This window comes from Streptomyces sp. NPDC002742 (assembly GCF_042888885.1).
Lineage (GTDB): Bacteria > Actinomycetota > Actinomycetes > Streptomycetales > Streptomycetaceae > Streptomyces.
Map to the genome: position 1 here is coordinate 134607 of NZ_JBIAQF010000013.1, position 25557 is coordinate 160163.

The following is a 25557-nucleotide window of genomic DNA, read 5'->3' on the forward strand; positions in this document are numbered from 1 at the left end:
CACATCAAAGCCGTAGCGTCGAGGCAGAGCCGCAACGCTGACGGCCACATGACAGAGCGTCCCGCACGGAGCTGATATGCGCAGAAACTCAATCCGGACCGCGATCACCGTCGGCGCGGCCGCGTCGCTCGCAGCAGTGATGGGGACCGCGTCCGCCGCCCCCGGGGCCTCGCACACCGCCGAGCGGCGGCAGGCGCCCCCGGTGCTCGTGGACTGCTTCTGGCACCCGGATGTGCGCCCCGCCGACTTCGTCCTGGCCTGCGGCGACGGCAACAGCCGCCTCGTCTCGCTCCACTGGTCGCACTGGAACCAGAACTCCGCGGTCGCCAGGGGCGTCAACATGGTGAACGACTGCAAGCCGTACTGCGCGGCGGGCAAGTTCCACTCGTACCCGGTCGTCGTCCTGCTGGACCACCCGCAGCAGTGGAAGAAGAAGCCGCAACTGCAGCACTACTCGCAGATGACGCTGGTGTACACCCACGACCGGCCGGAAGGGTACGCGCACACGGTCAGTTACCCGCTGTGGAACTGAGGCCCGCCCGCAGCGGACCCGGCATCGTGCGCCGACGGGCACTCCGGGGCCACCGCCGTACGGCGCTCGCGCCGGACTCGTGGACGGCGGACGTCACACGGAGACCCACAGCCGCAGAAACAGGTACAAAATGGGGCATGTGGGTAACCGGCGCATGTCAGTGGACCGTCTCGTGGAGCAACCGTCGGGCCGCGGTCTGGTGGCGATCCCGCTCGCGCTGATCGTCGTGATCACCGTGGTGGACATCCGCTCCCCCACCGACGTCCACCTGGGCCCGCTGCTCGTCATCGCGCCGACCCTCACAGCCTCACTCGCGGGCCCCGTCCTGACGGCTCTGGTCGGGGCGCTGGCCGTGGCCGCCCAGGTGGTCATCGGCATCCTGCACGGCGGACTCGGCACCACCAATCACATCGCCCAGCTCATCGCCCTGGTCGTGCTCTCCGCGCTGGTGGTGTTCGTGTGCCATGTGAGGGAGCGGCGCGCCCGGGAGCTGGTGCGGGCGCGTTCCGTCGCCGAGACCGCGCAGCGGGTTCTGCTGCGGCCCCCGCCACGCCGGATCGGCCCGCTGCGCGTGGCCTGGCTGTATCTGGCCGCCGAGGACGACACCCAGATCGGCGGCGACCTGTTCGCGGTCACCCGCGCCGGCGGTTCGTCCACCCGCGTGATCATCGGCGACGTCCGGGGCAAGGGGCTGGCAGCAATCGGGGAGGCTTCGGTGCTGCTCGGCGCTTTCCGCGAGGGCGCCCACCGGTATGCCACGCTGCCGGAGCTGACCGCGGCCCTGGAGGTGAGCGTGTGCCGGGACCTGGACGAGGTGGCCGACACCGAGCACGACCCGGGCGAGCACTTCATCACCGCGCTCGTTCTCGACATCCCCGACGACGGCACACAGGGCGGCGAAATGATCAACTGCGGCCACCCGCCGCCCCTGCTTCTGCGTGATCGCCAGGTCACCGTCCTGCACGCACGGCACCCCGTGCCCCCGCTGGGCATGTGCGAACTGCCCGCGGCCAGCCACCGCACCGACCCGTTCGCCTTCGAGTCGGGCGACTTCCTGCTCCTGTACACCGACGGCGTGATCGAGGCCCGCTCCCCGGAAGGCACCTTCTACCCCCTGGCCGAGCGGGTCGCCACCTTTCCCGCCGCCGGCCCCGACACCCTGCTGCGCCTGATCCACGACGACCTCGTGCGTCACATCGGCGACCAGCCCGGTGACGACGCCGCCTTCCTGGTCATCGAGCGCACCGCTTCCCACCACCTGCACCTCCCCCACCGCCCCCTGGACGGCCACCACCGCCTCCGCGCCGAGGGATCCCCGCCCCCCGCGCAGCGCTGAAACAGGTGGTCGGGAAGCGGCGCGATCGCGGACGCGCCGTGCTGTGCACTGGTCCGGGTAGCGCTCGGTGAACCGGACGGCGAGGACCGGGAGTGCCACCGGGACGACCCGGTTCAGCCAGTCCGAGGAGCCGTGGCTTCCACCTCTCCGTTCGCATCCGATGCGCCGCGCGCCCACAGGCGCACGGGCTTCCCGCGCTCGTGCTCGACTCGCGAGGCCGGTCGCCCCGGGGCCACGATGGAGGAGGTCGACTCGACGCAGGGGGCGTACGCAGGGAGGCTCCCGTGGCGCACACCTTCGGAACCGACGTGGTGGTCGCGGGCGCGGGCCCGGTGGGCCTCACCGCCGCCGTGGAACTGCGCAGGCGCGGGGTGCGCTGCCGTATCGTCGACCGGCTCGCGGCACGGCTCCCCTACGCCAAGGCGGTGGGAATCCAGCCGCGCACGCTGGAGATCTGGGACCACATGGGGATCGCCCGCACGGCCCTGGAGGCGGCGGTACCGATGTACGGGCAGCTCGCCTACGTCGACGGCGTCGAACAGCCCCGGATCGATCTCGTCCTGCCGCCCGAAGTGCCGTACGGCTTCGCCGCGTTGCCGCAGTACGAGACCGAACGCATCCTCGACGGGTTCCTCGCGCGGTTCGGCACCGGGATCGAACGGGGCACCGAACTGTTCTCGTTCGGCCAGGACGCCGAGGGCGTGACGGTCGCACTGCGGTCGGCTTCCGGGGCCGAGGAAGAGGTCAGGGCACGCTATCTGGTGGGCTGCGACGGCGCGCACAGCGCGGTGCGCAAGCAGTTGGGTCTCACCTTCGAGGGCAGCGCGTTCCCGGAGGAGTACATGCTGGGCGACGTCGAGGTGGACTGGGACCTGCCGCCGGGCTACGGCGTCCGCGCCATGCACCGGGACACCGACGGCGAGGTGGACGACCTGCTGGTGTGCATCCCGCTGCCGGGCCGTGGACGGTACCGGATGTCGATGACGGTCCCGCCCGAACTCTCCGCGGCGAGGCGGCGAAACGGGCCGGACGCGCCGGCCGACGGCGTCGTCCATGGTCTGGAGGGCGGACACACACCCGCGCTCTCCGACATCCAGGCCGTGCTGGACCGGCTGTCGCCACAGCCCACGACCGCCTCGCACCTGCGCTGGTCCTCCGTGTTCCGCATCAGCCACCGGATCGTGGACCGCTACGGCGAGGGCCGCGTCTTCGTCGCCGGGGACGCGGCGCACATCCACCCCCCGACCGGCGCCCAGGGCATGAACACCGGTATCCAGGACGCCTGGAACCTGGCCTGGAAGCTCGCACTCGCCATCGGGGGCGGCACGCACCGCGACCTGGCGGCGAGTTACGACGCCGAGCGGCGGCCCGTCGGTGAGGAAGTCGTCGAGCGAACGGTCCGGCACGCCACTCAGGGTGTTCAGGCCGACCGGATCGACCCCCGGACCATGATGCTGCGCGAGGCCCAACTCCTCGTCGGCTACCGCGGCAGCCCGCTCGTGGACCCGGCGTCCGAGGCGCCGGGCCCCCAGCCGGGCGACCGGGCACCGGACTGCGGTGGGCTCTCGGCGCACATCGCCGCCTTCCCCCTGCGCCTGTACGACCTCCTGCGCGGCCGAGAACACGTCCTGCTGCTGTACGGAGACGGCGAGCGGGGCGGGCAACTCGCCCACGCGGCGGCCGAGTTCTCCGAGGGGCGCGTCGACACGTGCGTGATCCGGCCCGCCGGTGCCTCCACCGAGAGCTCCGGCCCTCCGGCCTACGTCGACGCACTCGGCGAGTTCGCCCGTCTCTACACGGTCCCCGACGGCGTGACGGCCTTCCTGGTCCGCCCGGACGGATACATCGGCGCCCGACTCTCGCCACCGACGGCGGCCCAGCTGACGGCCCACCTCGCCCGCACGTTCGCCCCGAACGCGGGGACCTAGCGGCGCTGCCTCGCGGCGGCCGGGACGGGGCTGCCAGGACGGGGCTGCCCGGACTCGACAGGATCGGTCAGTCCATCAGCTGGGCGGCGAGGGTCGCGCCGAGTTCCCAGCACGCCTCGATGTCGGCCTTGCCCGGCTCGCCGGTCACCTTCACCGCCTCGGCGGCACCACGCCAGCCGAGGCCCGTCGTGATCGACTCGATGCCGCGCACCGCCCCGGTGACGTCGTTCCCGCCGTGCACGTAGTAGCCGAAGGGGCGCGTGGCCGTCGTGTCCAGGCACGGGTAGTAGACCTGGTCGAAGAAGTGCTTCAGCGCGCCCGACATGTAGCCGAGGTTCGCCGGGGTGCCGAGCACATAGCCGTCGGCGGCCAGCACATCCGAAGCCGTCGCCTCCAGCGCGGCCCGCCTCACCACCCGGACGCCCTCGATCTCGGGCGCCGTCGCGCCGGAGAGCACGGCTTCGAACAGGGCCTGACAGTTGGGCGAGGGCGTGTGATGCACGATCAGCAGAGTAGGCACACCCCGCACCCTGCCGCGCCGCCCGGTGCCACCGCAAGCACCGCCCCGACGAGCCGACGGCTCTCCCGAGCCCGGCTCCTCCTCAGACGGCCATGGCCTCCTGCAGCCAGCGGGTGACGTGGTACGGGAGCCACCACGCCAGCTCACCCACGTGCAGGACCAGGTGTTCCGCGGTGAAGTCGGCGAGGACGTCCGCGGGCACCGCGGTCCTGGCGATGCCACGGTCCAGCAGGGCGATGGCGTCCCTGTAGTGCGGCTCGTCGGCGGTGAAGCGGCGCAGGTCGCCCCAGCGGCGGTCGCGGATCTGCACGAACCCGGGGCCCTGACGCCACACCAGCTTGCACAGGTAGTGACGGATCCGCCAGGCATGGAGCGCTTCGTCGGCGTCGGCGAGACCGGTGATCCCGCGGGGCGGGTGCAGATGGGAGAGCAGCTTCCACCGTTCGGCATCGCCTTCCGGGGACAGCCGTAGGTCCCAGTCGACCTGGACGGCCCGCGCGGTCAGGTCGCGGATCAGGCAGAGCAGGTCCACGGCCCGCCGGTGCGCGGCGGCGCCCTCGGCTGCCAGATCGACCGGCTCCTCCAGTTCGACGAGCCGTACGCCCATTTCCCAGAGGCGGCCGGCGACAGCGGAGCCGGCCGGGACCGGGATGCGTCCGAGCGACATGCCGGGCAGGAGGCGGGCCTCGGCGTCGTGGTCGCGCCATGCCCGCACGGCCGGGTTCGGTGCGGTCTGCGTTGTCATCGTGTGCGGTCTCCGTCGGGGTCGTGGTGGGCCGGTCGGCGGTGCTGTTCCGGGTCCGTCGCCGGTCCTCAGGAAAGAGCGGGGGCCGGCGTCGCGGGTTCCGGCTGTGCCGGGGTGGTGGTGTCGGGCTGTTCGGAGCGCGGGCGCCGGTGCCTGTGCGCCATGTGGTCCAGACGGAGCAGGTCCTGGTTGACGGAGGCCGGCGCGAGGTGGACGTACTGCCCGGCGTCCGTGAACACCAGGCCCCGCTCGACCCAGGAGTCCAGCAGCCGCTGGACGTCCGCCTGGGCGGTGTCCGGGAAACCGGTGGGATCGTCGTTCAGCTTGCGCAGGAGGGCCGAGGCGGTGTGGGGCTGGTCCAGCAGCCGGAACGCGGCGGTCTCGAACGGGTCGGACAGGCACAGGGTCCGCCAGTCGAAGGCCTCCCGCCGGCTCACCAGCACGATCCGGTCGCCGAGATCGGTATGGGTCAGGCGCGCGTCGACATGGCGCTTCTTCCACTCCGCGATCCCGGCGTTGAGCTTGTCGACCGTCTCCTCGGTGATCCCGCGTTCGGGTGCCTCGAAGACATAGGCCAGGTCGTACAGTTCGGCCTCGGGCAGGTCGTAGGTGAAGCGGTAGTGCTCCTCGGGGCGCAGGCCGGTGAAGCCGAGTTCGGGCTGTTTGAAGTAGGGGCTGAAGCGTTCGATGGCGATGCGGGCCGACAGGTCGACGGGCGGGTTGAGGTGTTCCAGGGCCGGGAGCTGACGTATGACGGGCTCGTAGTCCTCGGCGGTCTCGCCCGGGAATCCGTGCAGGTAGTTCCATGAGACGGACAGGCCCGTCTCGGCCGCGTCGCGGAGCATCCGGATGTTCTGGCAGCCGCTGACGCCCTTGTCCATCAGGTCGAGCACCCGGCTGTTGAGGCTCTCGATGCCCGGCTGGACGTAGATGAGACCGGCGTCGGCGAGGACCTGGAGCTGCGAGCGGCGCATGTTGGCCTTGATCTCGATGTGCATGCGCAGGTCGTGGCCGCTGTCGATGATGCGGGGCAGGACGGTCTTCAGATAGCCCATGTCGAGGATGTTGTCGACGACGTACATGTCCAGGACGCGGTGCCGGCGCGCGAGGTCCATGATCTCCTCGTAGAAGACGTCCGGGCTCTTGCTGCGGAACTGCATGAAGGAGCCGTTGAGTCCGCAGAACGTGCAGTGGTGCTTCTCCCCCCACCAGCAGCCGCGGGCGCCCTCGACGACGAGTTTGGGCTCGACCCAGTTGCGTGCCACGGAGGCCGCGAGGCGTTCGAAGTAGCCGCTGTAGTCCGGGGGAAGGATCGCGGCGGGCGGCAGCGGGCCGCTCGGCATCGGATTGGCGGCGGAGGTGCCGTCGGCGGCCCGGTGGCACAGTCCCGCGACGGCTGCCGGTTCGGGCTTCTCGCCCTGGAGTGCAGTCAGCAGCTCGGGGAACGCCTGCTCGCCCTCGCCGCGCACGACGTAGTCGACGAACGGGAAGTTGCGGTGGACCGAAGCGCCCTGTTCCGCGTCGCAGTTGGCTCCGCCCATGACCGTGACGATGTGCGGGGCGAGCTTCTTGACCTGGCGGGCCGCCGCCAGTGCGGCGGTGTTCTGCTGGAACGTGGAGGTGAAGCCGACCACGTCGGGCTCGGCCTCGACGATACGGCGGGCGATCTCGTTGACGAACTCGGGTACGCGCTCGTGCAGTTGACGGGTCATCCGCATCCGGGACTTGCGCAGCTTGCCCTGCATGACGCGGGTGAACTCCGCGTCCCGCCAGCCTGGATCGTCGTACAGCGCCGAGGAGAAGACCCAGTCGCCGCAGCCGAGGAAGTAGGAGGACAGCGCGTAGTACTCGTAGTCCTCGGCGGAGAATTCGGTGCGGCTGGTGATCCAGTCGGTGAACTCCAGGTTGGCGTGCAGCACTTCACAGGTGGCGCCGGGTACCCGTTCGTCGACGCTGCGTTTGAGGATGCCGAGGGCCAGGGAGGGCAGGTCGATGGGCGACCAGGGCATGTTGACCAGAAGGACGCGCACGGACGACTCCTTGTGAGGGCGCGGGAGACGGGAGGGGAGCCCGGCCGGCCCGTGGCGGACCACGGGCCGGCCGGGCGGTGGGTCACTCTTCGTCGTCGCCGCCCTCGTCGGCGTTGCGGAACGGGATGGTGATCGTGATGCCGATGCCCGGCTTGCGGTTCTCCTCGTCGCCCGCGAGCGGGTCGTTGTGGATGATGTCCTTCTGCACGGTGGTTCCTCCTTCGGTGGGTGGTGCTGTGCATGGCCCGGTCCCACTGGTGCTTCAGTGGGACCGGGATCCCCCGAGTCGTGCCGGGGGACGCTGTGGACCGGCCGGCCGGTGCGCGGCGGGCAGGTGGGTGTGCAGGAAGCGCAGGGACCGGCGCAGCACGGAGACGTGGGCGGCGCCGTCGTAGCCGTCGTGGCCGGTGTCCAGCCACATCTCCTCGTGCGGAACCCCCGCCCGTTCGAGGGCTTCGAGGTAGCTGCGGATCTGTCCGGGCGGACACTTGGTGTCCTTCGTCGCGCCCACCACGAGCAGGGGCGCGGCGACGTCGGCCGCGTAGGTGAGCGGGGAGCTCCGCGCGTAGCGTTCGGGCATCTCGTCGGGGGTGCCGCCGAACAGCCGCACGTCCAGGGCGCGGAGCGCGGGCGTGGTCGCGTGGTGGGCGGCGACCCAGTCCGCGACAGGCTTGACGGCGACGCCGGCCCGCCAGAGCCCGGGGCGGGTGCCGAGGGCGAGCAGGACCAGATAGGCACCCCAGGACACGCCCCACAGCGCGGTCGCGTCCCCGGCGACGAGCCGGCGCCTGACGAGCTCGGCACGGACGGCGGCCAGGTCGCGGACCTGGGTGTGCCCGACGCCGTCGGTGAACGCCCGCCGCCAGTTCGGTCCGTACCCGGTGGAGCCGCGGTAGTTGACGCGCACCACGGCGTAGCCGGAGGCGACCAGGGAGTGCACGGTGGCGTCGTAGGCGTCCCGGTCGTGGTCGGCGGGTCCGCCGTGGACGAGGAAGACGGCCGGTGGCGGTACGACCGCGTACCGCTCCGGCAGGCTGAGCAGGGCATGCGCCCGGCCGCCCGGAACCGGTGTCCACAGGTCGGTGTGGTGGCCGGGCACGACGGCCTGGGGGCCGGCCGGTGGCAGCGGGGTCGCGTCGGTGGCGCGTGCCTCGGGCGGATGCCCGGTGTCGGTCCATACGTAGTGCACGGCCCCGCAGGGTCGGGGTGCCGCGTCCAGCAGGCTGCCCACGGGTGTGGGGACGATGGTGCGGCGACGCGTTCGCGGCTCGACGCGGTGCAGCAGCGAGCGTCCGTGCCGTTCCTGACGGACCAGGACCGCACGGCCGTCGGGGTACCAGCGGGCGGTGACCTCGGTGTCGAAGGAGCACCACGGGTGGGTGGTCGTTCCGGTCGTGGGCGTCCAGGTGGCCAGGACGTAGCGGTGCCCGCTCTCGCGTACGAGCAGCAGGTCGCGGTCTCCGGGCCTCGGGGAGAAGCCCAGGCACCACAGCCGGGAGGGTCCGGGCGCCTCTCCCCTCCCCGGGAGCACGGCCACCGTCTCGCCCCGCGTGGTCAGGACCGTGACCGCCGCGTCGTCCCCGGGTGCTGCCGCGAGGACCAGCAGGTCGCCGTCCGCGCTGATCCCGGCGAGCCGGAACGGGGCGGGCGTACGCAGCAGGGTGCGCGGGGCGCGCCCACGTCGTCCGACCAGGAGGGTCGTGGTGTCCGCGTCGGCGACCGCCGCCGCGACCGTTCCGTCCGGCGCGACGGCCAGGCCGCGCGGCTGGCCGGCGGGCGCTCCGGGCAGGCCGGGCAGCCGCGGTCCGCCGTCGAACGCCCGGAACCACCAGCGGCCGTCGCCCTCCGCGTCGTCCTCGAACCACCACACGTGGGCGTCGGCGTCGATCGCGCAGTGCGCCGTCCCGCCGACGCGGTCGGTGACCTGACGGGCCGTACGGGTGTCCGCGTCCCAGGTGAACACCTCGCAGCGCCCCTCGGCGTCGCCGGCGAACACCATGCGGCTCGGGTCGTTCGAGCAGACGTCCGGCAGTGCGCCGCGAAACACCTGGTACGGCTCGGTCATGGCCGCCGCTCCGTCCCGGCCGAGGGCCCGGTCACGCGATCGGGTCGCCCGTCCACGTCGGCCGTGACCGGGGCGAGTGTCCTGCGGGCGGCACTGTGGGTGTATCCGGCGAGCACGGCCACGGCCGCGGCACACAGCAACGCCGGTGCCCGCGGGCCCACTTCGGTCACCAGGGCCGCGGCGGCGGCCGGAGCGCCGGCTGCGGCGAGCGCGGCCGCCGACCCGATGACGGCGCCGGCCCGCGACTGCGCCTCCCGGGGCGTGGCGGCGACGGCGGCGCTGGAGAGCACGACGGTGATCACCGGCACGAGCACACACAGCCCGGCGAAGGCCGCTCCGAAGGCCCAGGGACCGTGGGCCGCGGTGAGCGCGGCCGGCGGGACGATCAGCAGCCAGGTCGCCGTCACGAGCGCCCGGCGCGGTCCGAACCGCCGCACGATCCGCACCGACAGCAGCGAGCCGAGCAGCCCCGCCGCTCCCGCGACCGCCAGGACCAGCCCGGTCGCGGCCGTACCGCCGTGCGCGCCGAGCACGAACAGCACGGTGAAGGACAGCAGTGTCACCACACCGCTCGCCACCGAGGTCCAGGTCACGACGAGTCTCAGTACGGCGGAGCGGGCCACGAGGGCGAGCCCGGCTCCGGCGTCGCCCGGCAACTCGCGCAGTGTCCGCAGCACGCCGGGACGCGGACCCCGCCTCTCGTGCGGCGTGTCGACAGGGGTACGGATCGCGCGGACGCCCAGCGCCGTGGCCGCGTACGAGAGGGTGTCGGCCAGGAAGGGCAGGGGCCTGGCCAGTTGGAAGAGCACACCGCCGAGGGCGGGGCCTGCCACCAGGGCGACCTGATCGCCCGTCTGGATCCCGGCCGCGACGCGCGGCAACTCGTCCGGGGTGGCGGCGAGATGGGCGAGCGCGCCGCGCCCGGCCGCCTCGTAGGCCACCGCGCAGAGCCGTTCGGCGAGGGCGAGCGACACGAGGATCCGTAACGAGGTGCGCCCCTGGGCGGCGGCGACCGCGAGGCCCGCCATGGCCGCGGCGGCCAGCAGCGCCGAGGCGATCATGATCCGCCGCCGGTGGCCCCGGTCGGCGGGCACCGCGACGAGCGGTCCGAGGGCCACGCCCGTGAGCGCGGCGGCGCTGGCGAACGCACCGGCCACGGCGGGACTGTGACCCAGGTGAAGGAGCAGCAGAGGGAACACGACTCCGGAGGTCTGAGTACCGAGACCGTCGACCGCGTTGGTCAGCCACAGCAGCCGTACATCGCGTCGGCCCCGGCCAGTGGGTCTCCGGGCCCCGGCGGTGGTGCGCCTCCCGCGCCGGCCGTGGGAGCCCGCGGACCCCGCGGACGGCTGCGCTGCCGCACACTCGTCGGCCATCTCCACCTCCCCCGTGCTCCCCGTGCCGACCGGCGACACTCCCGGGCCGGAAGGTCGCGCAACGCGCCAGGAACCGCCGGAACGGCCCGTCCGGCCGATCCGCAAGTGCGGAAAATGTGTACGAACTGCGAAAGTGAGCCGGAGCCTAATCACCGGCCACCGACAGCGACAAGGGCCCTACGGACCGGGAGCCCGAGCCGGTGCCGGACGTTTTGGCCGGAGGGCGACGGGCCGGGCCCACCCGGGCCGCGCCGGGCCCGGCCGACGCCCCACGGGTCCCTCGCGGGGGCGACCGGCCCCCGTCCTCGTTCACTGCCGCGCAGCCACCGGCAGGGGCGGAGTCCTCGCAGCACACCTCCTTCGACGCACGTCACCTGCGCACACATCCGCACCACGGGTCGGCGTCGTCCGGCGTGACGAACCACCGGTGTCGATTGCACCAAGTAACCCGGCGCCCCGCCAGGACACCCGAGGACGACCCCGCGACCGTCACCTTCCGGCCACCGGGAACACGAGGACGCCACGCGCAGGAGGGCACGATCCGCCGCGGTTATTGGCCGACAATGCACGCCATGTCTCCGCAAACAGCAATCAATCACTCCGCTTCACCACGCGCGTTTCGGCCCGGCGGGGCCGGCGTAGGACCCTCAGAGGAGCTGATAAGCTTCTTCTTGAGCCCGCACCGATCACTCGGTGCCGAGCCCGGCGTTGGTGGTCCAAGGAAAGACGCTCCGCTTCCTGCGGAGAAATGCAGGTGCAAGGCCTGCCCGGCGCTCCACACGCACCGCCTCCGGTCATACCGGAGGCGGTGCTTTTTTGTGTGGGCTGTGTGGACCGAAAGCCGGGAGTTCACCGTCAGCGGCCCCGCAACCCGGCGCTGATCGTCCGTCCCGCGCGCTGAACGACATCGGCGAGGCGGTCCAGCCGGTGCCCGGCGTCGGTGACGACGGACAACGCCGCCACCGTGGCACCGCCCGGACCCTTCAGCGGCACGGCCACACAGCACACGCCCGTCACCAACTCCTCGCGGTCGAAGGCGACGCCCTCCTCCCGGATGACGGCCGCCTCCCGCTGCCAGGAGGCGGGCTGCGGTCCCAGCGGCAGCCGGGGAGGGGCCCCGGCGACCAGAACCTTGCCCGCCGCGGTGAACCACGGCCACACCACGTCGAGGCGCAGCTGATCACGTACGGCGTCAGGGGCGCCGGCGGTCCAGTCCAGGACCAGCGTCTGTCCCTCCCGCAGCACGTTGACCCCGACCATCGCACCGGTCGTCTGCGCCAGACGGCGGGCCGATTCCCAGGTGGCCGCCCTCAGTCCGGGATGCGGCTGCCACCCCTGGCCGAGCCGGAACAGCCTCGGCCCCATCCGGTAGCCGCCGGCACACCGCTCCACCGCTCCCAGGTCCACCAGCTGTTCCAGCAGCCGGTAGGCGGTGGTCTTGGGCAGGCCGCAGTCCGCCGCCAGCCGGGTCAGACCCGCGACCCGAGCCCGCTCCAGGGCTCCCAGCAAAGCGAAGGCGCCCTCCAGCACGCTCCGTCCGCCGGTGTCCGCGGCGGGCACGGCGACCGGTACGGCCACCCGGTCCGCGGGCCGTGGCGGGTACCTGTCCGAACCCCTCGTGCCGGCGGTCTCCGTACCCCTCGTGCCGGCGGTCTCCGTGCGTCGCCTCTCATGCGTGTCCATCGCCTCGTCACACTCCCCCGATCACTTCCCCGTGTGCGGTCCGGAGGCCGGCCGTCCGTGCGACACGCGCACCCGGCCGCCCCGGGCCGGTCATGCCCGGAGCGGCCCGTCCGACGGTCCGGGCATGACCGGGCTCGTGGACACTCGACCGACTCTCCCGTCCCGCGCGGCGCTTCACTCCCGATCGCGCCTCTTCGCACCACGGCGGGCGCGGGCATATGCGATTCCGCCGCGCCAACAGCGTGGCCTGCGAGCGTTGGTCGCGACGTTGTCGATAGCTTGTCGCCCAGCACTTGCGGATGCCCGACGGTGAAAGGCGATCTGCACGGGGGTGCGGACATCGTGTTGGAATTACGGCTGCTGGGCCCGGTGGAATTCGCGGAGCACGGCCACGCGAGGGAAGTGGGTCCACCGCAACGACGTGCCGTGCTGGCGGCGCTGGCCGTCGACACCGCGCTGCCCGTGGCGACCGACGTACTGATCACAAGGGTCTGGGGCACGGAACCCCCCGACGGCGCGCGGCGTGCCCTGCACGCGCACATCGCCCGGATCCGCCGGCTCTGCGAGCAGCTCGGGGAGGGGGACGACGTAGGGTTCCGGCTGGTGCGGCGCTCCGGCGGATACGTCCTGGAGGCGGGCCCCGACCAGGTGGACATCCTGCGCTTCAGGCAGCTCGTCGGCCGGGCCCGGGAGGCGAGGCGGTCCGACGAGTCCCGGGCATCCCTGCTGCGGGCGGCCCTCGGACTCTGGCGCGGTGAACCGCTCGCCGGGCTGAGCGGCCAGTGGGCGGCACGGGTGCGCGAGGCATGGCGACGGCAGCATGTGGACGCCGCCGTCGGATGGGCCCGGCTGACGCTGCGGGCCGGTGACCCGGTCACCGTGATCGGCCCTCTCGGCGACCTGCTCGGCGAGTACCCGCTGGTGGAACCGCTCAGCGAGGCCCTGATGCGGGCACTGCACGCGGCGGGACGCGGCGCGGAGGCCCTCGACTGCTACGCCGCTCTGCGCCGACGGCTCACCGAGGAGCTCGGTTCCGACCCCTCGCCCGGCCTCAGGGACGTCCACCAGGCCATCCTGCGCGGCACTCTGTCCCCGCCCCCGGCCTGGCCGACAGCCACCGGCCCCGCGGACGACACCGCCCTCGCGACGCCCCCCGAACCACCGAAACCTCCGGCGCTCCCACCGCCGCCCGCCGCGACAGGGCGGTTGGGCGAGTTGCCGACACAACTGCCCATGGGCGTACGAGGCTTCACCGGCCGCCAGTCCGAACTCGCGCAACTCGACGGACTCCTCGCGGCGACGGCCGGCCGGCCACGGGCCGTGGTCATCTGCGCCGTGTCCGGCACCGCGGGCGTGGGGAAGACGGCTCTGGCCGTGCACTGGGCGCGCACCGCGCAAGGGGCCTTCCCCGACGGGCAGTTGTACGTGAACCTGCGCGGATTCGCCCCGGGCGGGCCGGTCATGGGCCCGGCGGAGGCCGTGCGGGGTTTCCTCGACGCGTTCGGTGTGCCGCCGAGCCGCATTCCGGTCGGCCTCGACGCGCAGGCCGGCCTCTACCGCAGCCTGCTCACCGGGCGGCGTGTCCTCGTCGTGCTCGACAACGCCCGCGACGCCGAGCAGATCCGCCCCCTGCTGCCCGGCTCACCCGGCTGCATGGCACTCGTGACCAGCCGCAACCTGCTCACCGGACTGGCCGCCGCCGAGGGCGCCCACCTCCTCGCCCTGGGACTGCTCACCCCGGACGAGGCACTGGACCTGTTGGCCACCCGGCTCGGCGCCGACCGCACCGAGGCCGAACCGTCAGCCGTGCGGCAGATCGTCGACCGGTGTGCCGGACTTCCTCTCGCCCTCGCCGTCGTGGCCGCGCGGGCCGCCGCTGATCCCCGGCTGCCGCTCGCCCGGCTCGCCCAGGAACTGCGCCTGGCCGACAGCCGGCTCGACGCCCTCGACGGCGGGGAGCCGGCCAGTCAGATACGGGCCGTGTTCTCCTGGTCGTATCACGCCCTGAGCCCCGAGGCCGCCCGGGTGTTCCGGCTCATCGGGCTGCATCCCGGGCCCGACACGGCACTCCCCGTGGCCGCCGCGCTGGCCGGGGCGCGACCGGCGGAGACACGTCCGCTGCTCACGGAACTGGTGCGCGGGCACCTTCTGACGGAGACCTCCGCAGGCCGGTACTCCTCGCACGACCTGCTGCGCGCCTACGCCGCCGAGCTGGTCGCCACGCACGACAGCGCGGACGTCCGGCACGACGCCACGCTCCGGATGCTGGACCACTACACGCACACGGCGCACAGAGCGGACGTACTGCTGACCCCCCAGCCCCGTCCGGTGCCGCTCCCGGCACCTCAACCAGGAGCCGGACCTCTGGAGTTGACGGATCATCAGCAGGCCCAGGAATGGTTCGGCAGCGAGCTTCCGGTACTCCTCGCCGCGGTGCACCGGGCCGCGGCCGAGGGGTTCGACGCGCACACCTGCAGACTCGCCTCGGCCCTCACGACCTTCCTCGACCGGCACGGACACTGGCGGGCGCTGGCCGCCGCGCAGACCGCCGCCCTGGACGCCGCGCGCCGGCGGGGGGACACGGCGGGCCAGGCGGACGCGCACCGCGGACTCGGCCTGGCGCACGACCGGCTGACCCGGCGCGACGAGGCGCGCACCCACTACCTGCTCGCCCTCCAGCTGTTCGGCGCGCTCGGCCACCACGCCGGACAGGCCCGTACCCATCAGCACCTCGCCCGGATGAGCGCCGCGCAGCAACTCCACCAGGAGGCCCTCTCGCACGCCCATCACAGCCTCACGCACTACCGGGCGGCCGACGACCGGGCCGGCCAGTCCGCCGCCCTCAACCACATCGGGTGGCTGCACGCCCAACTCGGCTACCAGGAGAAGGCACTTGTCCACTGCCGGCAGGCACTGACCCTGGCCGAGGAAACGGGCGACCTGAACGGCCAGGCGCACACCTGGGACAGCCTCGGCTACATCCACCACCGTCTCGCCCAGTACGCCCAGGCCGTCGCCTGCTACCAACAGGCCGTCGCCCTGTTCCACCGGACCGGCGAGTTCCACAGCGAGGCCGCGAGTCTCGTCTGCCTCGGCGACATCCACCACGCCTGCTCCGCCCCCCGCGCCGCCCACGGCGCGTGGGCACGGGCTCTGACCATCGCCGACCGGCTCGGCCTCGCCGACACCGACCCGCTGCGCACCGGCCTGCTCCCCAGGCTCCGGCTCCCCCACATACGCGCCACGGGCGGGCGGGCCCGTCCCGGCAGCGCCTGGTCACCCCACCGGCCGGGCTCGGCTCTGGCCTGAGGTCCGAAGCCGTGTACCGCGCAAAACGACCGAGGGGCCGACATCGTGATGTCGGCCCCTCGATCTTCGAGTAGCGGGGACAGGATTTGAACCTGCGACCTCTGGGTTATGAGCCCAGCGAGCTACCGAGCTGCTCCACCCCGCGTCGTTGAACTCAACTCTACGTCATCTTTTCGGGTCCGAAGACCATGATCGCCCGCGCACGGGCGGCGGAGGGCGTCTGCGGCGCACGGCGACCGGCCGGCCCTGGCCCCCGACAGGGCCGGTCGGCCCCGCGCGGGGCCGACAAGACATCGCGGGACCAGGCCCACCTGGTGCGGGCGGCCCGCGTCGGACCGCGCCGGCCCACGGCAGCTCGCGTCCGCCCCGGCCGGCTGACTTACTGTTGCGCGGAACGGGGCGGAGCACTCCGAGGGGTGTCACACGTCGGTGGGCAGACCGCTGGCCTCGGCGATTCCGCGCAGTTCCTCGTCCTGACGGTGGCGCTCCCCGATGAAGTCGGCGATCTCCCTGCACCGCTCCGGATCATCGGCGGTACCCGAATCCGTGACGACCCGGACGACACCGATCTCCTCGGTCTCCAGCTCGACGATCCGGTTGTCCAGCCGTCCCGTGACGGCTACGGCGACCACGAGGGACGCCTCGTCACGGACCTCCTGCGGGACACTGTCGGGTTCCGCGCCGTCCAAACACAGTTCGATCGCTCCCGCCCGCTGTTCCCTGATCGCCTCGAGTACGGGCTCGACCATGCGCAGCAAGAGCGCGTAGTCCGCCGGATCCATACGCAGGCGGAGCATTTCGAGGTACAGGTCGAGGGGCCGGTCATCCGGTGCCTGCTCTGATGCGTCCATGGAGCTTCGCCTTCCCCAATGTGGACGACATGATCGCGTCTCCCACCAGCATGCTGTGAATCGGCGCACACCGCCGGTCGAGATTGCCGCCCCGGACGCGGCCGAGGGGGCTCGTGCCCTGTCAGCACAGGCCACGAGCCCCCTCAGAACTCATCCGTCGGGACTCGTCCGTCCCGGCCGGTCCGTGTCACCCATAGATGCGGCGGATACGGAGGAGCACCACGAGGCCCCCGATCACGCAGATCCCGCCGATCGCGGCCGGCCACAGGTTCGCCCCGGTTTCGGCGAGCCCGCCGCTACCGACCGCCTGCGGCTCGGCCCCCGAGACGGCCGACGGATACGATCCGACCGCGGGCGCGGTCTGCGCGGGCGTACCCACCTCGGCGCCCTGATCGTTGCCCGGGGTCGTCACATCGGACTTGGGCTCCACGTTGACGGGAGGCGCGTTGTCGCCAGCCGGCTCGGTGCCCGGCGCTCCGGCCGTGGGCTCCTCGGTCTGCCCGCCGCCGTTGCCACTGGGGGCCGATCCTCCCGTATTAGGCGGGTTGTACGCCGTGGGCGCCGGCTGCGCCGAGGTCCGGGAGGGGTTCGGATCGGGCTCGGACGGGTTCGGAGCCGCCTCCGAGGGGTTCGGAGCCGCCTGTGAGGGGTTCGGATCGGGCTCGGACGGGTTCGGAGCCGCCTCCGAAGGGTTCGGCTCGGCGCTCTGTGACGGCTGCGGCTTTCCGGTGCCCGGGGGGTCCTGCGGCTGCTCGGCTCCCGCACCCGCGCCGCACTTCCGGCCGCTGTTGATGCAGTCGACCATGTCCTTCATGAGGCCTTCGTCGAAGACGTTGATGAAGTCGCCGTGGTCCGTGACCGGCTTGTGCAGCTGCTCGGGGAAGGAGTCCACCGCGAACAGCGGTGACGTACGGCCACCGTCCTGCAGACTCGGCGCGCCGATGGCGTAGACGATGCGCTGGACCAGCTGCGGAATGGCCTTGAAACCGCCGGGGCAGTTGCCCTCGGCGTCCGCGAAGGCCACATGGGTGCGGTGGTTGGCGCTGTCGATGTTCGCGCCGTCCCAGCAGCTCTGGAACTTGAAGGTGCGGACCACGTCGCTGCCCTGCGGGCAGACCGGGTACTTGTCCTTCAACTGCCGGTCCTCGAAACCTGTGCAGCTCCAGGAGGCGTTGGCGTTCTTGGTGCCGTTGACGAACGCCTTGGCGTCGCCGGTGATGATGCGCAGCAGACGCGGCATGGCCGTGACCTTGCTGCGCGGGTTGCCGACGAAGGTCAGCGTGACCTGCTTGGGCGTGACGATCTTACCGGCGTTGCCCTCGGTCCCGCCTCCGGGCGCGCCCGCGTCCCGTTCCGCGGTCCCGTTCTGGAGACGCACCACGGGCCAGTAGTACGAGGACTTGTCGCCCTTGTCCTGGCAGGACGTGTCGGCCTTGGCCAGGTCGTCGTCACTGGCGAAGGCGGTGTTCGACTGGTTGCCGACGTAATCGTGGAAGTGGTGGGCGCCGTTGGAGACACCGGGAGCGACGATCACGTTGTCGGAGTTGAACAGCCCATTGGCGTTCACTCCGCAACTGGTGACGAACTCGCCCTGGGAGGCGTCGCCCTGGGGCTGCGGGGCCCCCGCGTCGGGCTGGACGGACTTGATGTCCGCGAAGTCGGCGACCACGGGGCCGTTGCCCACCGGAGCCGCACCGCCGCCCTGGTTCTGGGGCGGGCTGCTCTGGCCCTGCGGCGCGCCGCTCTGGTCCGGCGGCGCACTGCTCGCGGCGGCGCTCTCCCCGCTGCCGGGCTGAATGCCGGAAGGACGCAGTATGCAGGCCGCGAGCCCGTCGAGTCCGCTCGGCGGATCCCCCGCGGCGTCGATGGCCGCCACGATGCGGCCGATCGCCTCGGCCCGCTTCTCCTTGAGCGGATTCATGATGGCATCGGCGCCACTGTCGCCGTTCTGCTGCATCTGATCCGCTTTTGCCTGGAGTTGCTGGTAGGCCTCGGCGATCTGCTGGTCCATGACCGCGAGTTCCTTGTCGACATCCCCCTTCGCGGCGTCCGGGACCATCTTCAACTGGTCGCCGACGTCAGGGCAGTCGATGGTGGCGGATCCGGCGGCCAGGACGTGCACGCCCAACGGGTCGCCGCCCGCCCCGGTCTCGGTCGCCGATGCGTAGACGTTGACTGCTACCAGTCCGCCTCCGCCCAGTATCAGTGCGAAAGCTGCAGAGGTCGCGCGTCTTGCGCCCGTGGGGCGTCTGCGCGTGTTGCGTCCCAAGGTGGTGCTCCTACGCGTCGTGGTCGGCTCGGCATGGAAATCCCCCAGCCTTATACGCGCGCGGATTTCGTTGTGTTCAACCGTCTCTCGAATTCACATCAACCCCGTATGGAGCAGCGGCCCGAGGACAGTTCGGCGGGTGTCGGGAGGCCGGGCCGTCACGGGCGGACCAGGCACGGCGAGGGCGGCCCGCGGCACCCTCCGCGGTTGCACCGGACGCGGAGCGGTGGCCTGATGGAGAACACTGCACCACACGTACGCCCTGGACGTCGGCCCCGGCCATGACCCGGGCAGGTGGGGCGGGGTCAGGTGCTCCGCCGCTTCCACCGTGGGCACGGCCAGGGCCGCGGCGCGAGACGGGTGAACAGGTGGCGGGAGCAGGGATCGACTACAGCGGCGTCTTCCAGGCCCTGCCCGGGATGGTCGCGCTGCTCACCCCGCGGCTGGTCTTCGTGGACGCGAACGAGGACTACCTGAGCAACTCCGGGCGGTCCCGGGAGCAGTTGGTCGGCCGGTATCTGTTCGACGTCTTCCCCGACCGTCCCGACGATCGGGCCGCCACCGGAATGCGCAACCTGGAGGCGTCCCTGCGCCGGGTGGTGGAATCCGGGGAGCGCGACGCCATGGCCCTGCAGCGCTATGACGTGGAGTCCCTGGACCGGCCGGGAGTCTGGCACGAGCGGTACTGGAGCCCGGTCAACGCTCCCGTTCTCGACGAGGACGGCACCGTGGTGCTGGTGGTCCACCGGGTGGAGGAGGTCACCGAACTCATCCGTGCCCGCGGCGGGCCGGGGACCGGCGACCGGACACCCGTCATGCAGGCCGAGTTGTACACCAGGGCCCGGGAGCTCCAAGAGGTGAACGACCGCCTGCGCCGGGCCCACGCCCGAGAACGGGAGGTCGCCGTCGCCCTCCAGGACGCGCTGCTGCCCTCACCGCACCAGGTGGGGCCCCACCATGCGGCCGTGCGCTACCGGCCGGCCACGAGTGCGCTGAACGTGTGCGGCGACTGGTACGACCTGGTGGCGCTGACCGGTGACCGTATGGCGGTCGCGGTGGGCGATGTCGTGGGCCACGGGCTGTCCGCCGCCTGTGTCATGGGCCAGTTGCGCAGTGCCCTCAGCGCCGCGTCCCGCGCATCCAGCGGCCCCGCCCGAGCACTTGAGGTGCTCGGGTTGTACGCGCGTTCCGTCGACGGTGCCGAGTCCACCACGGCGGTGACGGCCTGGATCGACTGGGAGGCCCACGCCATCACGTACAGCAGTGCCGGGCACCTCCCGCCGGCCCTCCTGCGCGGCGACGGGAGGGTGGATTTCCTGGACCGGGCGACCGACCCGCCGCTCGGAGCCCGGCCGGAGCACGTGGCGCGCCCCGAGGCCACCACGGACTTCGCGGCGGGCGACACCCTGGTCCTGTACACCGACGGTCTGGTCGAACGCCGCGTCGAGGACATCGACGTCGGCCTCGGCCGCCTCGCCGCCGCCCTGACCCATCACCGGGAGGCCGAACCCGAGGCGCTCGCCGACGCTCTCCTGTCGGAGCTGGCCCCGCCCGGTGGCGCCACCGACGACACGGCCCTGGTGATCCTCCCGCTCTGAGCGGGACCGGCGGCGAACGGCGGTGGCTGCCGACGGACCGCGGTCGTTGGCAGCAGGTCGGTGGCTGTCGGTGGTCGGTGGCGGTCGAACGGCCTCACGTGGCGGGGGCCGCACGGGTGAGGCGGTGGGAGCGGACCACCGCGAGCACGCACCCGGCGAGGAGCGCGGCTGCCAGTGCGGCCAGACCACGCGGCGGCACGGTCGCCGCCGGTCCGGCGGCCAGGGCGCGTGGGGGCACGCGCCCCTCGGGGTCGTAGACGACGGCGAGCACGTCACCCGGGCGAGTGGTCCGCCCGCAGCCCCGCCGGACGCGGACCTTGAGCGGTACGCCGTCCCGGGCGACCACCGAGCACAGATAGCGCGTGCTGCCCCCGCCCGCCTGTCCGCCGCCCTCGACGGAGGTGACCACCATGGGCGCCACTCGTTCCCCGTCCGCCGACACCAGGCCCGCCGCGGCCTGTGGAGCCTGGAGGGCGAGACACACGCCGAGCACCGCGACGACGCCGACCAGTGCCCGCCCCGCCCGCACGCGAACGAGGTGGAGGACCAGAGCCCCGGCGCACACGAGCCCCGCCTCACCACTGGCCAGTACGGGCACCCCGGTCCGGTCGCCGACGACCCCGACACCGACGATCGACCCGGCCCCCAGAACCCCGGCGAGGACCCCCTCCCCCACCAGACACCGGGGCGGCCACCCGACGAACTCGGCGGGCCCCCACACCGTGCTCCGCAGGTACGCCGTCAGGTCCGGCTCCGGGGCGAGCGGAGGACGAAGCCACCCGCGCATACCTGTCCCACCCCCAGCGTCGTTCCCCGTCGGTCAGCGCCTCGTATCCTGCCGCTCGCGCGCGGACCGCGGCACTGCCTCCGTCCGGAACAGAAGGCGTGGGCAACGTTTCCGGGAGTCGGCAGCGAGGCCTCACGTCCGCACCCTCCGAGAGCCGGTCACCACCGGCACATCGGGATGCCGGTACGTCAAATGTCTTGACTGAGAACGGTGTTGGCGTCGCGCGCCTCATTTCCCAGGTTGTGGCGCCAAGGACTTCGCCAGCAGCAGGCGTCCGCTCGCGCCGGCGCTCAGGAGCCCGGCCACCATGGAGACGAGGCAGAGGGCGGGGCCCGAGGACCAGTTGACGGCCGAGGCGCGACAGGCCAGCACGACGGTCACGGTGACGGCGGTACCGGGCAGGGCGATCAGGGCCGGGCCGGTGCGGCCGAGGTCGTCCTCGGCGAGCGCGCCGAGGACCCCGACGCCGAGGGCGAGTGCCCACACGCCGAGCCCCTGCGCGTCCGGACGGTTGACGCTCCACGGCACGAAGTCGTCCCAGAAGCCGGGCCGGGCCAGCAGCCCCGTGCCGATACCGAGCCACGCGGAACCGAGCACGGCCAGCGCCGGTTTCGACCAGCCGGGAAGAGGCGCGCCGCGCGGGCCGAGCCCCTCGGCGGGGGTGCGGTACTGCCAGGCCAGCGAGATCAGGGCGCACACGCACAGCACACCGAGCGTGAACAGCCAGCCGAGGCTGAACAGCACCGGGACGACGGGGCCGCCCCGAGCGATGTACAGGTGCCCGGCGTTGAGCAGGCTCACCGTGAAGAGGCCGACCAGGACGACGGCCAGCGGGAGGACGAGCGTGCGGGCCTCGTGCCACGCGCGGGTCCGGCTCACCGCGAACAGGCCCGGCGCGGTGCCGAGCATGGCCGCCCCGATCAGCCCCGGAGTCAGCGGCTCGGGGGAGCGCCACGCGCCGAAGACGTGCCCCGTGAGGGCCACGGCCGCCAGCAGGCCGCCGACGAGAACGCTGACCACGGCGACGGCGGTGGCCAGCATCGCCACCCCCGGAGTCAGCGGCCGCCCGCCGACGGCGAGGGGCGCCGCGGCGCGTCCGGCGGCGCTCGGCGGAGGCTGTTGCGGGTGTCCCGTGGGGTCGTCGTGCCGGGGCAGGTCTGATGCGTTCGGCATGGGGACTCCGTTTCCGGACGGGGACCACGACGAGGTGGTTGAGGGAAATGAGGGAGACGTGAGGGACGTGAGGGACGAGGCGGTCAAGAGACCGGCGTCGAGAGGCGGGGAGCCGAACCTGGAGCGGGTACGGCCCTCTTGAGGACCTCCCGTGCGTACATGACGCGCACGCTCACCATCAGGGTCGCCGTGACCGCCAGGGCGCCGCAGCCGATCGCCGCCCCGGCGGCCAGCGCCGTGAGCCCGTCGAGCCCCAGCGATCGTTCGAAGACCGGAGCGGCCCCGGCCGACAGCACCGGCGCCAGGCACAGGGCCGCCCAGTGCAGACGCCACTCCTCCCGCGCCCAGAGGCGGCCTTCCCGCCCGGCACGCCGAGCGCACAGGGCCATCACGGCGTAGGTGACGGCGTACGGCAGGAGATAGGCGAGCAGGAGCCGTCGCCCGCGCGTGCCGTAGTCCAGCGAGGCGCGCACGATCCAGGTCAGCGCGGCGGCTCCGGCCAGGTGCGCGACGGCCAGGACGGGCACCGGGGCCCACGACCGCGACACCCCGGTGACCGTCGTACGCCGGTCGAGGGAACGCGAGGCGATCAGCGCTCCGAACGCGACGACCGAGCCCAGGTGCATGGTGGCCACCTGGTTGATCTCGGCCATGGACAGGCCGGGCAGGACCAGCGGCAGGCCGCCCCACTCGAACCTGAGCAGCGGGGCGGTCAGCAGGAACCCGTAGCACAGCAGCATCCAGCGCTGGTGAAGGTCGGGGAGCCCACCGACGGCGGCGAGCACACCGAACGTCACGCTCATCACGGTGCCCACCAGGATGGTCGCGAGCACGATCCAGAAGGCGGCGCCGCTGAAGGCGTCCTCGGGAGCCGTGCGCGCGAGGTACAGCGCGGCGCCCGCCATCGAGGCGTACACGGTGACCGCGAAGACCACCCCGAGGACCCGGTGCAGCCGCGTGCGGCGCCGTACGGCGGTGAGCACCTGCGCGGGGCCCAGCAGCATCAGCACACCGCCGAGCACGGAGTGCACGATCATCGGCACGAGGCTGTGGCGGTACGGCCCGATCCGGGTGGCCAGCGCGTCGGCCACATAGCGCGGCGAGACCACGTGCGCCAGGATCCACTCCCCGAACGCCGGCGCGCCGGGACGCGCGTACGGCCACAGCTCGGTCATCGCGATCGGCGCGTAGCCCACGCATACAGCCGATACGGCGATGACGGCGACGCGGCGCCAGGTGTTCCCCGTCGGACGACGCACGACGACTCCCCGCTCGTGGTCGCGACCCGACCATCGATAGTCTGGTTTGGACTATCGAGACGGTAGAGGCCGTCCACCGCCTGGGTCAACGGTCTGTCGTGTCCTCGTCCCGGCGCTGCACCCACTGCCAGAAATCGATCATCATCCGCTCGTACCGGATGCCGAACTCCAGTGCGTCCCGCTGTCCGCGTGTCAGCAACTCCCCGACGCTCTCGTCGAGTTCCTCGTAGTCGCCCAGGGTCCGGCGGTGCTCGTCGAGCTGCACGGGACCGAGCAGTTCGGGCCGGCCACCGAACCACAGCTTGAGGATGCCGCGTTCCCGCGCCTCCACCGGGACGAACCCGGGGTCCTCGAGCCAGCCCCGCAGGGCCGCTCTGCCCTGGTCCGTCAGCGTCAGCACCCTGCGGTTACGGCCGCTCTCCTGCCGCACCTGCGCCAGCAGCCCGGCGTCGAGGAGACGGTCGCACTGCGCGTACACCTGCGCGTGCGGAACCGACCAGAAGGGCGCGACCGTACGCGCCGCCTCCCCTTTGACGTCGTACGCGCTGGCCTCGCCCAGCTTGTCGATGATGCCGAGGACGAGGTACGAGGCGGTGGTCAACCGAGCGTCAGCCATGGGGCGACCGTATCGCCACGCGATCACCGGGCGGCAGGCACGGTCGGACCCGGTCACCGCACGGCAGGCTCCGCCCGACGCGAAGAAGATCGGGGTGCCCGGCACAATGCGGGGTATACGGGCGATCACACAGCCGACCGCACTTCAGGCCCGCCGGGCACCCGCACTAGGAGTTCCTGTGACCACCTTCGTCATCACCGTTCCCGGGACGTTCGTCCACGGCCTCTCGGACGTCTCCCGTGCCGACGTTGAACGCAGGCTTCGCCCTCAGGACCCGCAGAACACGGACCTGGGCGAGAGCGAGGAACTGAGCCTGCTGACCGTCGACGAGAACAAGACGTTCTCCGTCCGGCTCGAAGTCGAGGCGGCGGACCGGAGAAGCGCCGAAGCCGAGGCCGTGCGGCTCGTCTCCGGCGCGCTGCGCGACAGCGGCCTCTCCGAGGACGACGCCCCGCTGGGACCGGCCGCCGTCACGGGGATCGACCGGGAGTTCTGACGGCGCGCCGCCACGGCGTCCCCGGGGACACCCGCACTCCCCGGACGACCGCGGCCCCGGCTCGGACAAGCGCGCCCTTGAACGGCCGGGCCGGGTCTCAGACCGGTCGTACGACGCTGTGGATGGCCGCCTGTCCGACGTAATTGATCGATTCCTCGGCGATCCGCGCTCCGGGACTCGGGGCATGGATCATCATGCCGTCACCGACATAGAGACCGACGTGGCTCACGTTGGCGTGGAAGAAGACCAGGTCACCCGGCTGGATGCCGGTGAGGGCGACCGCCGGGCCGACCCGCGCCTGGTCGTGCGTCGCGCGCGGGAGCATGACCCCGGCACTCTTCCAGGCCGCCTGGGTGAGGCCGGAGGGGTCGTAGGAACCGGGTCCCGACGCTCCCCACACACACGGCCTGCCCACCTGTGCGCGGGCGAAGGCGACCGCCTCCGCGGCTCTGCTGTCGGGCCCGACGACCGGCGGAGCGGCGGGCGCGACGAGACTGTCGATACTGAAGCCGGGGTTCGTGTCGACGGCTCCGGGAGCGGCGGACCAGGCCTGCTGCTTGCCGGCCGCCCGCAGCGACTGCCGCCAGGCGTCGTCGGCCGGCGGGGGCGCCGGCTGGTTCGCCGGAGGCACGGGGGCCGGCTGATACGCGGCGGAACCCGGTGCCGGCTCGTACACCGGAGGCTGAGGCACCGGCTCGCTCACCGGGGGCATCGGAGCCGGCTGGTACGAGCTGGGACGGGTCGCCGTCTCGTACGCGAGGGGCAGGAGCACCGACTTGTACTCGGAGGGCGGGGGCGGCGGCTCGTACCCGAGGGGCAGGAGGACCGACTTGTACTCGCCGGTCGGGGGCGCCGCCTCGTACGCCCCGGGCATGGAGCCCGTGTCGAAGACCGTGGGCATGGGCGCCGGCTGCGGTGCCGCGGGCTGGGGCGTGGGCTCGTACGGGGCGGGCTGGGGCGCCGGCTGGAACACGGGTGCCTGAC

General features: G+C 72.6%; 20 protein-coding genes and 1 tRNA gene. 6 read left to right on the forward strand and 15 right to left on the reverse strand.

What is annotated here, in order from left to right; all coding sequences use genetic code 11:
• The first annotated feature begins 76 nt into the window (after nucleotides 1-76).
• From ACFYW8_RS24245 to ACFYW8_RS24255, 3 genes are all read left to right on the forward strand, one after another.
• Nucleotides 77-532, forward strand: coding sequence for a hypothetical protein (locus ACFYW8_RS24245; RefSeq protein ID WP_365877064.1), 456 nt, complete (start codon nucleotides 77-79; stop codon nucleotides 530-532).
• 154 nt (nucleotides 533-686) lie between these two features.
• Nucleotides 687-1868 carry a PP2C family protein-serine/threonine phosphatase gene (locus ACFYW8_RS24250; RefSeq protein WP_389079757.1) on the forward strand — a complete coding sequence of 394 codons (1182 nt, stop codon included), beginning with the start codon at nucleotides 687-689 and terminating at the stop codon, nucleotides 1866-1868.
• 284 nt (nucleotides 1869-2152) lie between these two features.
• A complete protein-coding gene (locus tag ACFYW8_RS24255; RefSeq protein ID WP_389079760.1) occupies nucleotides 2153-3796 on the forward strand; it encodes an FAD-dependent monooxygenase in 1644 nt (547 codons plus the stop codon).
• A gap of 67 nt (nucleotides 3797-3863) precedes the next feature.
• Here the strand turns inward: ACFYW8_RS24255 and ACFYW8_RS24260 are convergent, their stop codons facing one another.
• The 7 genes from ACFYW8_RS24260 to ACFYW8_RS24290 form a co-directional block, all read right to left on the reverse strand.
• Nucleotides 3864-4316 (reverse strand): flavodoxin family protein, encoded by a 453-nt coding sequence (locus ACFYW8_RS24260; protein ID WP_389079763.1) that lies wholly within the window; start codon nucleotides 4314-4316, stop codon nucleotides 3864-3866.
• Nucleotides 4317-4398: 82 nt separating this feature from the next.
• Entirely contained in the window at nucleotides 4399-5061 is a 663-nt protein-coding gene (locus tag ACFYW8_RS24265; protein ID WP_365877056.1) for a DUF5825 family protein, read from the reverse strand.
• Nucleotides 5062-5129: 68 nt separating this feature from the next.
• Entirely contained in the window at nucleotides 5130-7091 is a 1962-nt protein-coding gene (locus ACFYW8_RS24270; protein WP_389079767.1) for a RiPP maturation radical SAM C-methyltransferase, read from the reverse strand.
• 82 nt (nucleotides 7092-7173) lie between these two features.
• Nucleotides 7174-7299, reverse strand: coding sequence for a hypothetical protein (locus ACFYW8_RS24275; RefSeq protein ID WP_257785090.1), 126 nt, complete (start codon nucleotides 7297-7299; stop codon nucleotides 7174-7176).
• Nucleotides 7300-7353: 54 nt separating this feature from the next.
• On the reverse strand, nucleotides 7354-9156 hold the full coding sequence (locus ACFYW8_RS24280) for an alpha/beta fold hydrolase (RefSeq protein WP_389079771.1): 1803 nt from the start codon (nucleotides 9154-9156) through the stop codon (nucleotides 7354-7356).
• On the reverse strand, nucleotides 9153-10532 hold the full coding sequence (locus ACFYW8_RS24285) for an MFS transporter (RefSeq protein WP_389079774.1): 1380 nt from the start codon (nucleotides 10530-10532) through the stop codon (nucleotides 9153-9155). Before ACFYW8_RS24285 ends, ACFYW8_RS24280 begins: the two co-directional genes overlap by 4 nt.
• 855 nt (nucleotides 10533-11387) lie before the next feature.
• Nucleotides 11388-12215 carry an IclR family transcriptional regulator gene (locus ACFYW8_RS24290; RefSeq protein ID WP_389079777.1) on the reverse strand — a complete coding sequence of 276 codons (828 nt, stop codon included), beginning with the start codon at nucleotides 12213-12215 and terminating at the stop codon, nucleotides 11388-11390.
• Between the two features lie 342 nt (nucleotides 12216-12557).
• On the opposite strand from ACFYW8_RS24290, the gene ACFYW8_RS24295 reads away from it, so the two are divergent.
• Nucleotides 12558-15524 (forward strand): BTAD domain-containing putative transcriptional regulator, encoded by a 2967-nt coding sequence (locus ACFYW8_RS24295; protein WP_389079780.1) that lies wholly within the window; start codon nucleotides 12558-12560, stop codon nucleotides 15522-15524.
• A gap of 71 nt (nucleotides 15525-15595) precedes the next feature.
• Here the strand turns inward: ACFYW8_RS24295 and ACFYW8_RS24300 are convergent.
• The 3 genes from ACFYW8_RS24300 to ACFYW8_RS24310 all read right to left on the reverse strand — a co-directional run bounded on the left by ACFYW8_RS24300 (nucleotide 15596) and on the right by ACFYW8_RS24310 (nucleotide 18644).
• Nucleotides 15596-15669 (reverse strand) — tRNA-Met (locus ACFYW8_RS24300).
• Between the two features lie 274 nt (nucleotides 15670-15943).
• Entirely contained in the window at nucleotides 15944-16375 is a 432-nt protein-coding gene (locus tag ACFYW8_RS24305; protein WP_261705850.1) for a hypothetical protein, read from the reverse strand.
• A 187-nt stretch (nucleotides 16376-16562) separates the two neighbouring features.
• On the reverse strand, nucleotides 16563-18644 hold the full coding sequence (locus ACFYW8_RS24310) for a DUF1996 domain-containing protein (protein WP_389079784.1): 2082 nt from the start codon (nucleotides 18642-18644) through the stop codon (nucleotides 16563-16565).
• 368 nt (nucleotides 18645-19012) lie between these two features.
• On the opposite strand from ACFYW8_RS24310, the gene ACFYW8_RS24315 reads away from it, so the two are divergent.
• Complete coding sequence (locus tag ACFYW8_RS24315; protein ID WP_389079787.1) at nucleotides 19013-20242, forward strand: PP2C family protein-serine/threonine phosphatase; 1230 nt, start codon at nucleotides 19013-19015, stop codon at nucleotides 20240-20242.
• 94 nt (nucleotides 20243-20336) lie between these two features.
• Here the strand turns inward: ACFYW8_RS24315 and ACFYW8_RS24320 are convergent, their stop codons facing one another.
• The 4 genes from ACFYW8_RS24320 to ACFYW8_RS24335 all read right to left on the reverse strand — a co-directional run bounded on the left by ACFYW8_RS24320 (nucleotide 20337) and on the right by ACFYW8_RS24335 (nucleotide 24077).
• Nucleotides 20337-21029 carry a hypothetical protein gene (locus ACFYW8_RS24320; protein ID WP_389079791.1) on the reverse strand — a complete coding sequence of 231 codons (693 nt, stop codon included), beginning with the start codon at nucleotides 21027-21029 and terminating at the stop codon, nucleotides 20337-20339.
• A gap of 228 nt (nucleotides 21030-21257) precedes the next feature.
• The gene (locus tag ACFYW8_RS24325) at nucleotides 21258-22202 is read right to left on the reverse strand and encodes a hypothetical protein (RefSeq protein ID WP_389079794.1); all 945 of its coding nucleotides are present in this window, start codon (nucleotides 22200-22202) and stop codon (nucleotides 21258-21260) included.
• 83 nt (nucleotides 22203-22285) lie between these two features.
• Complete coding sequence (locus tag ACFYW8_RS24330; protein ID WP_389079797.1) at nucleotides 22286-23461, reverse strand: DUF2306 domain-containing protein; 1176 nt, start codon at nucleotides 23459-23461, stop codon at nucleotides 22286-22288.
• An 85-nt stretch (nucleotides 23462-23546) separates the two neighbouring features.
• Nucleotides 23547-24077: a PadR family transcriptional regulator gene (locus ACFYW8_RS24335; protein ID WP_365877033.1), complete on the reverse strand. Its 531-nt coding sequence runs from the start codon at nucleotides 24075-24077 to the stop codon at nucleotides 23547-23549.
• A 178-nt stretch (nucleotides 24078-24255) separates the two neighbouring features.
• On the opposite strand from ACFYW8_RS24335, the gene ACFYW8_RS24340 reads away from it, so the two are divergent.
• Entirely contained in the window at nucleotides 24256-24573 is a 318-nt protein-coding gene (locus ACFYW8_RS24340; protein WP_365877031.1) for a hypothetical protein, read from the forward strand.
• Nucleotides 24574-24670: 97 nt separating this feature from the next.
• Here the strand turns inward: ACFYW8_RS24340 and ACFYW8_RS24345 are convergent.
• Nucleotides 24671-25557, reverse strand: an 887-nt coding sequence (locus ACFYW8_RS24345) for a C40 family peptidase (protein ID WP_389079803.1), incomplete at its 5' end; no start/stop codon positions are given.